9 protein-coding genes are annotated in these 9,251 nt (G+C 48.0%); 8 read left to right on the top strand and 1 reads right to left on the bottom strand.

Going from position 1 to position 9,251, the window contains the following annotated elements:
• On the bottom strand, positions 1-302 hold a 302-nt coding region (locus BUA56_RS24070), incomplete at its 3' end, for a transposase (protein WP_139249483.1).
• Between the two features lie 205 nt (positions 303-507).
• Here BUA56_RS24070 and BUA56_RS10690 point away from each other — a divergent pair.
• The 8 genes from BUA56_RS10690 to BUA56_RS10655 all read left to right on the top strand — a co-directional run bounded on the left by BUA56_RS10690 (position 508) and on the right by BUA56_RS10655 (position 9,143).
• The gene (locus BUA56_RS10690; RefSeq protein WP_072851472.1) at positions 508-1,716 is read left to right on the top strand and encodes an ROK family protein; all 1,209 of its coding nucleotides are present in this window, start codon (positions 508-510) and stop codon (positions 1,714-1,716) included.
• Between the two features lie 38 nt (positions 1,717-1,754).
• A complete protein-coding gene (locus tag BUA56_RS10685) occupies positions 1,755-2,753 on the top strand; it encodes a Gfo/Idh/MocA family protein (RefSeq protein ID WP_072851470.1) in 999 nt (332 codons plus the stop codon).
• Positions 2,754-2,781: 28 nt separating this feature from the next.
• On the top strand, positions 2,782-3,996 hold the full coding sequence (locus tag BUA56_RS10680; RefSeq protein ID WP_072851468.1) for an AGE family epimerase/isomerase: 1,215 nt from the start codon (positions 2,782-2,784) through the stop codon (positions 3,994-3,996).
• Positions 3,997-4,000: 4 nt separating this feature from the next.
• Positions 4,001-4,705 (top strand): PIG-L deacetylase family protein, encoded by a 705-nt coding sequence (locus BUA56_RS10675; protein ID WP_072851466.1) that lies wholly within the window; start codon positions 4,001-4,003, stop codon positions 4,703-4,705.
• Between the two features lie 43 nt (positions 4,706-4,748).
• Entirely contained in the window at positions 4,749-5,663 is a 915-nt protein-coding gene (locus BUA56_RS10670) for a 6-phosphogluconolactonase (protein ID WP_072851464.1), read from the top strand.
• A complete protein-coding gene (locus BUA56_RS10665) occupies positions 5,660-6,706 on the top strand; it encodes a carbohydrate kinase family protein (protein WP_072851462.1) in 1,047 nt (348 codons plus the stop codon). The genes BUA56_RS10670 and BUA56_RS10665 overlap by 4 nt, the downstream gene beginning before the upstream one ends.
• Before the next feature lie 124 nt (positions 6,707-6,830).
• Positions 6,831-7,835, top strand: a complete 1,005-nt coding sequence (locus BUA56_RS10660) for a Gfo/Idh/MocA family protein (RefSeq protein ID WP_278320856.1) — start codon at positions 6,831-6,833, stop codon at positions 7,833-7,835.
• A 105-nt stretch (positions 7,836-7,940) separates the two neighbouring features.
• On the top strand, positions 7,941-9,143 hold the full coding sequence (locus BUA56_RS10655) for a GGDEF domain-containing protein (protein ID WP_072851458.1): 1,203 nt from the start codon (positions 7,941-7,943) through the stop codon (positions 9,141-9,143).
• The last annotated feature ends 108 nt before the right edge of the window (positions 9,144-9,251 follow it).

Raw genomic sequence — 9,251 nt, 5'->3', positions numbered from 1 at the left:
GTTTCATGATCCATCAGGTACATGTAACGGATGTTGACTTTGCATCGGTCTTCTAATTCCCGAAGGGAAGCGTATCCAGTGTCCATAAAGCCGAACAGGACTGTCTTTAGCATGTTGACCCGATTATATCCGGGCCGGCCCAGTTTATGTGAGGGCTCTGGCCTAAGATATCTTTCTATTCCAATCTCCTCCATGATTCTGTCAAATGCTAATACTGGATCACAGATATCCAGACAATCCGAAAAAAACAGTGGCAGCCTTCCCTGTTTTGCGGTATAATATTTCTCGGTATTATTGTTCATAGTAGATTAATTTTACCACAAAAAGAAGAACGCCTCCAGGTTTGTATACCTGAAAGCGTTCTTTTTTTTACGGCACTTTTTTCACAGCCCCTTTTTGTAAATCTATCTAAAATTGCTTGACAGTTCCCCCGGAAAAAGATACAATGACAATATAATAAAGTGAGTTTAAAAAGTCAATTTAATATATTAACCGGGAGATGAAAAAATGGAGAACAGAGGGTTGGGAACAGGAAGTCAAAAGCATATTAAGGATAATAACAAGAAGGTAATCCTCCGCCTTATGCTGAATCAGGGACCTCTGACCAAGAAAGAGATATCGAAACTGACAAAGCTGAGTGTAGTCAGCGTTACCAGCAATATGGATGAACTGCTGAAACTGGGGGCGATTGTGGAGGAGACACCTAATGAGGAGGCTTCATACGGCAGAAAGCCCATGGTGTATAATGTGAATCCCAGATTCCGCTGCCTGATCAGCGTAGATCTGGGAAAGGAGCTTGTGGATATCAGTCTGGGGGATATGTGTTATCACCTGATAGCCTCTGACACGTATCAGATTACGGAGACGGTGGGAGCGCAGGAGATGATGGAAGATATTATGGTTAAGATTGAGACACTTTTGAATAGATATCAAATATCCCCAGAGCAGATAGGAAGTATGGCCCTTGCCAATCCCGGAGTGGTATACGATGACAGCGGAAGGATACTAAAGCCGGCCAAAATGGCAAAAAAGTGGGCGGATCTCCCGCTGCGGGAGATGTTTCAGGAACGGTTCGGCTGTACCACTGCAGTTATGAATGATATTGACATGGCAGCCCTTGGATATCAGGCTCTCTGCGACAGGGAGGAGTTACCGGAAAATTATCTGTACCTTCGTGTGGATGCAGGACTGGGTATGGGAGTAATTGTAGATGGCCAGCTGCTGAAGTGCTCTTACGGAAGTGCAGGAGAGATTGGATACGCCACGCTTTTGAGGGAGGACGGCAGCTGGGAGACGGTGGATTATGAAACGATTGCCTCCCTGTCCGCACTGCTGGGAAGTGTAAAGGAAAAGCTGGATTTTCACAGAGACAGCAGCCTTTACCAGGCGGCAAAGGGTGAGCCGGAACGGGTTACCCTGGAGCTTATCGCTGAAACGGCGGGAAAGGATGCATGGCTTCAGGCGGAAATCAGCCGTGTGACAACACACATAGCAACCATTGCCGTGAACGGCATGCTGCTTCTGGGAATTAATTCTGTGGTAATCGATGGGGGGATTCTTTTGCTTAAGGAGTGGTTTACGGAACCCTTTTACCGTATGCTGCGGGAAAAAAATGTGCTGAAAAGAGAGCCTCATCTGTATGTGGCAGCGCCTTATTCTGCCATTTACGGAGGCTTGCAGTTAGGAAGGAATCTGGTAATCGAGCATGATTTGTAGGCAATAAAACAAAATCATATAAAAATGGAGGTAATCGTATGGGAAAGCTAAGAACAGGTGTTATTGGAATGGGTTACATGGGGGACGCCCATGCCAGGTTTTATCTGGCCCAGCCGGATGTGGAATTCGTGGGGTGTGCAGAGAGCTTTGACAAAAGAAGGGAAGAGGTAAAGGAACAGCTTGGAGTGGAAGTTTACAAAACTCCGGAAGAGCTGTTTGCACAGGGGCTGGACGCAGTCAGCATCTGTACTCCGGATGATCTGCACAAGGATTTGATATTGAAGGCTTTTGAGAACAAGGTAAAGGTACTGGTAGAAAAGCCTTTGGCCATCTCCAGTGCAGACTGCGAAGAGATTCTGGCAAAGCGCCCGGATCCAACCTATCTGATGGTGGGACATGATCTGCGGTTTGATCCCAGAGCAATTCAGGCAAAACGTGCCATTGACCAGGGAAAGCTGGGGGAGATCCTGCACATTAATATCTGGAGAAATAATACGGTAGCCAATGCCGGCCGTCTGGGGAAGAGAACCAGCATTGCCTGGTTTCTGGGAATCCACGACATTGATCTGGTACTTTGGATGACCGGTTTAAAGGTGAAAAAGGTTGCGGCGGCCAATGGATTTAAATACAACAGTCCTAATTGGGATTACACCTCCTCTCATCTGATTATGGATAATGATGCTCTGGTTGTGATGGAGAATCATTGGCTGCTTCCCTATCAGCACAGTTCACAGGTAGACACCGGTATGAAGGTGGTGGGGAGCAAAGGCATGCTGGAACTGGAGCTGGGATTTTCGGAGGTATCGTTTGCCCCCATGGAGGGAGAAGGTTGCAGATTTTTTGATACCTCATACCAACCGGATGACCTGAACGATGTGCCGTCCGGAGATCTGGGGCGTGAGATACGGGCATTTCTGCGGGCCGTTGCAGAGAATACAGTTCCTCCTATCACGGGAGAAGAGAGCTATGAAGCGGTAAAGGTCATCCACAGAGTTCATGAAGTGCTGGAGAAAACAGGGTACACCATAGAAAAATAATAATAGTAAGAAAGCGGGGATATAGACTATGGAGCTTAAAAAAATAAAAGAATACCGGAAGATGATGCAGAGAGAACTGTTTGACCGTATGCTGCCTTTCTGGGGGGATAAGCTGGATCAGGAATATGGAGGTATGCCCACATTCCTGGACCGGGAAGGAAAACCGTTTTCCAGTGACAAGGGGGTATGGTTCCAGGGGAGAGTCCTGTGGACGTATTCCTATCTGTGTAATGTGTACGGAGCGCGCCCGGAATGGCTTGAGATTGCAAAAAGCTGTAAGGACTTTATGAATAAGCACTGCTTCGACACGGACGGAAGAATGTATTTTCTGGTGACAAGGGACGGCAGACCGGTACGCAAGAGACGGTACTTTTTCAGTGAGACCTTCTATATACTGGGAAATGCAGAATATTCAGTGGCCACCGGTGACAAAGAAGCGCTGGCGGATGCCAGGCGTGTCTACGACAGGGTAGTGGAGCTTTATGAGAATCCGGACAGCGATCCCTTTAAGATGCCTCCTAAGTATAACCCTGAAGTACGGCCAATGCGGGGGCTGGCCAATGTGATGATCCTGCTGAATGTGACTTCTATTATGCGCAGGTGCGACCCCGAAAACAGGGAGAAGTACGATGACCGGAGCAAAAAATACATATCAGATTTATTACAGTACCATTATAATGAGGAGCACCAGGCTTTGTTTGAGAATGTAGGCCCAAATGGTGAATTCATCGATGAGCCTGTGGGCAGAACCATTAATCCCGGACACAGTATTGAGGCCTGCTGGTTTTTGATCCAGGAGGCGGAAGCTATGGGACTGGGCGACGATGTCATTGAAAAATGCCTGAATATATTTGACTGGTCCATGATGCATGGCTGGGATAAAGAGTACGGCGGCATTATGTACTTTGTGGACATAGAGGGAAGGCCCGTAGAACAGTATGAGCATGAACTGAAGCTGTGGTGGCCGGTGAGTGAGGCATTGATTGCTTCCCTGAAAGCATATACCCTGACGAAGGAAAATAAATATGAGACATGGTTCCACACACTTGCAGACTATTCCTTTGAGCATTTTTCAGATCCGGAGTACGGAGAATGGGTGGGGTATCTCACCAGGGAAGGAAAGTGGCAGGAGCCTGTGATAAAAAGCAATCATTACAAGGGTCTGTTCCATGTGACAAGGATGCTGGTAATGTGTGACCACATGCTTGCAGATTTGGAAGCAGAGCAGGAAGAGGAGGAATAAAGGTATGCGGGTTTTAGCGATAGCTGCCCACCCGGACGATATAGAAATATCCTGTGCCGGGACTCTGGCGAGATATAAAAAGATGGGATGGGATGTATTTATGTGCCACGTGTCCAACGGCAACCAGGGACATGCGGTTATTATGCCCGACGAGCTGCGCGCCATACGGAGAAAGGAATTCTTGAATTCCGCTGCTCTTCTTGGAGCCGAGGGACTTACCTGTGATATTGACGATCTCTGCATTTACGGAGATATGCGGGAACACAGGGAAAAAGTGATGGATATTATCCGGTATGCAAGACCGGATGTGATTATCACCCACAGTCCTAATGACTATATGCCGGATCACGTGGCGGTGAGCAAGCTGGTATTTGACGCTTCGTTTGTCTCTACGCTGCCTCACTACACCACCAGGGAAACTTACTATGAGACTTTGACGCCTATTTATTATATGGATACCCTGGCAGGGCTTAATTTTATTCCCACAGAATATGTAGACATTACAGATACGTATGATCAGAAGATGGAAATGCTGAGGCAGCATGAAAGCCAGCTCACATGGATGAAAGACCATGACGGCATTGATTTTGCAGAGTTTGTCAGCACCTGTGCCCGTTACCGGGGGCTTCAGTGCGGAGCCGGCTATGCGGAGGCTTTTACCCCCTGCTATGCCTGGCCGAAGGTAAAAGCAGAAAGATATCTGCCTTAGGGGAAGAAAAGAAAAACCTGCAGCCTGGTAAAGGAGAAAAAATATGATGGATTTAAATAAGTTATACGAATGGTGCAGCATTCCTATGGAAGAGCTTTTGGACCATAAAGACCGTAAGGTACCCCTGCGCATTGTAGAGGACGCGGCTGAACTGGGGGAGGTTATGGCGCGTGACCTGGCGGAGGAGATAAAAGCAGCCAATCTGGAGCAGAGACCTTTTCATTTAATTGTTCCCTGCGGACCAAAGGAGTGGTACGCGCCATTTGCAAGAATGGTAAATGAAGAACGGATTTCTTTGAAAAATATGATCTGTTTTCATATGGATGAGAATCTGGACTGGGAGGGAAAACTGCTTCCGGAAAAGGACCCCAGCAATTTCAGGACATTTATGCATACCTATTTCTATGAGGCGGTTGTCCCTGAACTCAGGGTAAAGGAAGAAAACCGGCACTATCTGACGCCGGATAATGTGAAGGAAATGTCCGAACGGATTGAGAAGACGGAGATAGATTATACCATGGGAGGCTGGGGACAGGACGGCCATATTGCCTTTAACCAGGCGAAGAGAAGTCCGTATTCTGTGGTTACGATCGACGATATCCGCAATTCCACGGCCAGAGTTCAGGAAAATAATATTGACACTATGATCGCCCTGGCCCAGAGAAGCTTTGGGGCGGGCTGGCAGTTTATGCCTCCTATGTCTGTGACTCTGGGAGCAAAAGAATGTCTGAAAGCAAAAAAGATCAGAGTGTACTCGGCAACAGGCTCATGGAAGCAGACGGCTTTGCGGGTTGCACTTTTTTCACCTCTTACAGAAGAATACCCTATGACTCTCCTGCAGGAGCATCCGGATGCCCTGATTACTGCTACCAGAGAGACTGCCTGTCATCCCATCAGCGAGCATCCGGAGTGGGAATTCCGGGGGATTGCCGCCAGCAGAAAGGACGGTAGGGAATGAGATTCAACAAGGTAGTGGGAACCGGCGGTGTAGGGACCGGAATGCTGCTTCTGAGTCCGATACAGGATACCCTGGGACGCAGTGAATCACGTCTGGTACATAGGAGTCCTGCCAGAGACTACTGCAAGCTGCATATTGTATTTCATTATATAGCAGCCTTGATAGGGAAGCAGACAGAAGTCTATCCCCTCAGCTATGTGGGGCAGGATACCATGGGGGAGGAACTGCTGGGGGAAATGAGGCTTGCCGGGATGCACACAGAATATATGGGCAGGTCAGAGGAACTCGGAACTATGCTCAGCGTATGCCTGCAGTATCCGGACAAAGAGGGCTGCAATATGACAGTCATTAACAGCGCTGCTTCCAAGGTCACCCCCGGGTATATCAGATCAAGTATGGAAGCACTGTCCGTGGACGCCAACACGCTTGTGGCAGCTATTCCGGAGGTTTCCCAGGAGAGCAGGATTGCCCTGCTGCGGGAGGGGAAGGAAAAAGGGGCATTTTGCGTACTATCAGTTCCTGCGGCGGAGGCGGAAGCATTTCTGGAGGCGGAAGCATTTACCTTCTGCGATCTCCTGGCTGTGAATGAGGAGGAGGCCAGGGCAGTGCTCGGTGCTATGGACAAAGGGATGAAAGGAGAGACACAGGAAAGTTCTGAGGAGAAGCTGGTGCTGCGATTGTATGAACAGATAAAGAGATTAAATCCTGAGATACAGCTTCTGGTTACCTTTGGAAAACATGGAGCATACACCATGGCAGGGCGGCACCTGGAATATCTGCCGGCTGCTCAGGTCTCCGTGAAAAACACTACAGGTGCAGGAGACGCCTTTCTGGGAGGAACGATTACAGGGCTTTGTCTGGGACTGCCTCTTCAAAAAAGCAGCAGAGAGCCTGCGGCGGGGGAGACAGAGCTTTTAAGTGCGGCAGAATTAGGAACTCTCTGTGCAGGGCTGGCAGTACAGTGTGAAGACAGTATTGCCTGGGAAACAGGGCCGGAAATTCTGGATACTGCAGGAATCAGCTGCACAGACATAAAAGTTTGATCGCACAAAGGTACGATCCGATAAAGAAGAATGATACAGCAGAACGGCATAGTCATTTCGGCTATGCCCTTTTGCTGTACAGAAGGGTTGTACATTATCGCCGGTTTGTGTAGAATAGAAGAAAATAAAGAAAGCGAGGCATACGAGCATGAAGAAAACAAAGATAGGAATTCTGGGGGCGGGTGGGATCGCTGCTCTGATGGCGAAAACAATCACAAGGATGCCCCAGGCTGAGGCATATGCCGTTGCAGCAAGAGATAGTAAGCGGGCAAAAGCATTTGCGGAAACATGGGGGTTTACCTGTGCCTATGGTTCGTATGAGGATATGCTGAAGGATCCCCAGGTGGAGCTTGTATACATAGCGACCCCGCATTCTCATCATTTTGCTCACGGCATGATGTGCCTTCAGCACGGCAAACATGTACTTTGTGAGAAGGCATTTACTGCGAATGCCGCTCAGGCAGAGGAAATGATTGCATTTGCGGAAGAAAAAAAGCTGCTGCTCACAGAGGCAATATGGACCAGATATATGCCGTCGGTATCCATGATCCAGGAAGTGTTAGACAGCGGAGTCATTGGAACGCCCACCCTTTTAACGGCGAATCTGGGATATCTTGTGGCGCAGAATGAGCGCATGATACGCCCGGAGCTGGCTGGAGGAGCACTGCTTGATCTTTCTGTCTATCCGATTAATTTTGCATCTATGATTTTCGGAAAAAATATAACGAATATCACTTCCTCGGCGGTGATGGCAGACACCGGAGTGGATGCTATGGACAGCATTACTCTGTGCTTTAAGGAAGGAAAGATGGCAGTACTTACCTCAACCATGCTTGCGCAGACCGACCGCAGAGGAATTGTATACGGGGAAAAAGGATACCTGGTGGTTGATAATATCAACAATCCCCAGAAGGTAAGTGTATTCTCTCTGGAATGGAAGGAAGTTGCTGCCTACGAGGTGCCGGAACAGATTACCGGCTATGAATATGAAGTGCTGTCGGCAATCAGAGCCATAGAAGAAGGGAGAACCGAGTGTCCGGAGATGCCCCACAGCGAAACCATCCGGATTATGAAAGTAATGGATGAAATCAGGGGATCCTGGGGAATGCGCTTCCCCTTTGAGGCTTAGTGGAAGCTATCTGCAGAAAAGCCGGTGAAGTATTGACTTTTGCTATAACCACATGTATTGTAAAATATGATGCAAGGATTCTGCTCATAAAACGGGGAGGATAGGATGAGAATGCAAGCTATGACGGACAAATTAAAAAGAGTATTTACGAAAACCCTCCCTGAAGAAATGCGTCAGGAATTCGAGACAGAACGGGCAGCCCATACCCTTAGGATCTGCAAGTATTTGTCAGTGGTTGTAATGGTGTTTGAGCTGTTCAACATGTATATGATGGCCTTCGTCCGTGACGGCGGGCTGTCCGTGCACTCTCACAGGGTGTATTTTGTACTGTACATCTTTCTTTTTACCATCAGTCTGGCCGGTTTTGTGTTCTGCCTGATATTTGAAAAGGATGTGGACCGGCATGCGGGACTCTGTTTAAAGCTGGCAGTGGCAGAAAGCGGCCTGTTTTGTCTGTGGGGCACTGCTGTGACTCTGTATGATCAGAGAGTGACGGAGAATGTCAGCGTATATCTGTGCATTGTTCTCTCTGTCTCTGTATTTGTCAGCTATCGGCCATGGGAGGCTATGATTGTTCTTGGCATCAACCAGATAATACTGATGCTTTTGTTTCCCACCTTCCAGCCGGCACCTACAAATAACATAGGGAATTACACCAATACGGCCTGTGCAACTATCATGGCAGTGCTGATTGCGGCTATGAGATATAATAATGGGCTGGAGACCTTTCATTCCAGAAAAATTATTGTAAGCCAGAAAGAGAAAATCGAGGAGATGAACCGCAAACTGCACATACAGGTTTTGACAGATGAGCTGACCAGACTCTATAACAGACGCTATCTGAAAGAAGTGATGCCTCAGGTCTGGGAGCAGTTTCAGAAGGACAGCAGACAGGTTACTTTTGTAATGATAGATATTGATAACTTTAAGATATATAATGACACTTATGGGCACCAGGCCGGGGATGACTGCATTGCCTTAATTGCCGGACTGCTGAAGTCTCATCTGGACATGCCCGATGGTCATCTGCTCCGCTATGGGGGAGAAGAATTTCTTGCTATTATTGCAGGAAAGGATGGGAAAGCGATTGCTGATAAGGTCAACAAGGCCCGGCTGGATCTGGAACAGAGAAAGCTGGAGAACCGGCAGGCTCCATTCCCCTATGTAACCATCAGTGCAGGTATGGTTACACAGACATTGGATCCTTCGATGAGGCTGGAGCACTGCATCCGCCAGGCAGACATTTTGCTGTATCAGGCCAAACAAAAGGGTAAGAATCAGGTGATAATCGGCAAGGATACGCTATAGTTCTTGTCTGCTGTCACAGCGTAGGATATAATATGGTTGGATGACAGGCTGTTCTGTTTCCGGCTGACAGACAGGAGAGCAGAAAATATAAAGAGTGATAGAGCAGAC

The sequence above is a fragment of the Lactonifactor longoviformis DSM 17459 genome (assembly GCF_900129135.1).
Taxonomy (GTDB): domain Bacteria; phylum Bacillota; class Clostridia; order Lachnospirales; family Lachnospiraceae; genus Lactonifactor; species Lactonifactor longoviformis.
Note: the sequence above shows the minus strand (reverse complement) of the source record. Positions and strands in the feature narration are given on the sequence as shown.

What these genes read in the sequence shown, in the direction of transcription:
- BUA56_RS10690 (WP_072851472.1), top strand. Translation starts at nt 508, where the DNA reads ATGGAGAACAGAGGGTTGGGAACAGGAAGTCAAAAGCATATTAAGGAT.
- BUA56_RS10685 (WP_072851470.1), top strand. Translation starts at nt 1,755, where the DNA reads ATGGGAAAGCTAAGAACAGGTGTTATTGGAATGGGTTACATGGGGGAC.
- BUA56_RS10680 (WP_072851468.1), top strand. Translation starts at nt 2,782, where the DNA reads ATGGAGCTTAAAAAAATAAAAGAATACCGGAAGATGATGCAGAGAGAA.
- BUA56_RS10675 (WP_072851466.1), top strand. Translation starts at nt 4,001, where the DNA reads ATGCGGGTTTTAGCGATAGCTGCCCACCCGGACGATATAGAAATATCC.
- BUA56_RS10670 (WP_072851464.1), top strand. Translation starts at nt 4,749, where the DNA reads ATGATGGATTTAAATAAGTTATACGAATGGTGCAGCATTCCTATGGAA.
- BUA56_RS10665 (WP_072851462.1), top strand. Translation starts at nt 5,660, where the DNA reads ATGAGATTCAACAAGGTAGTGGGAACCGGCGGTGTAGGGACCGGAATG.
- BUA56_RS10655 (WP_072851458.1), top strand. Translation starts at nt 7,941, where the DNA reads ATGAGAATGCAAGCTATGACGGACAAATTAAAAAGAGTATTTACGAAA.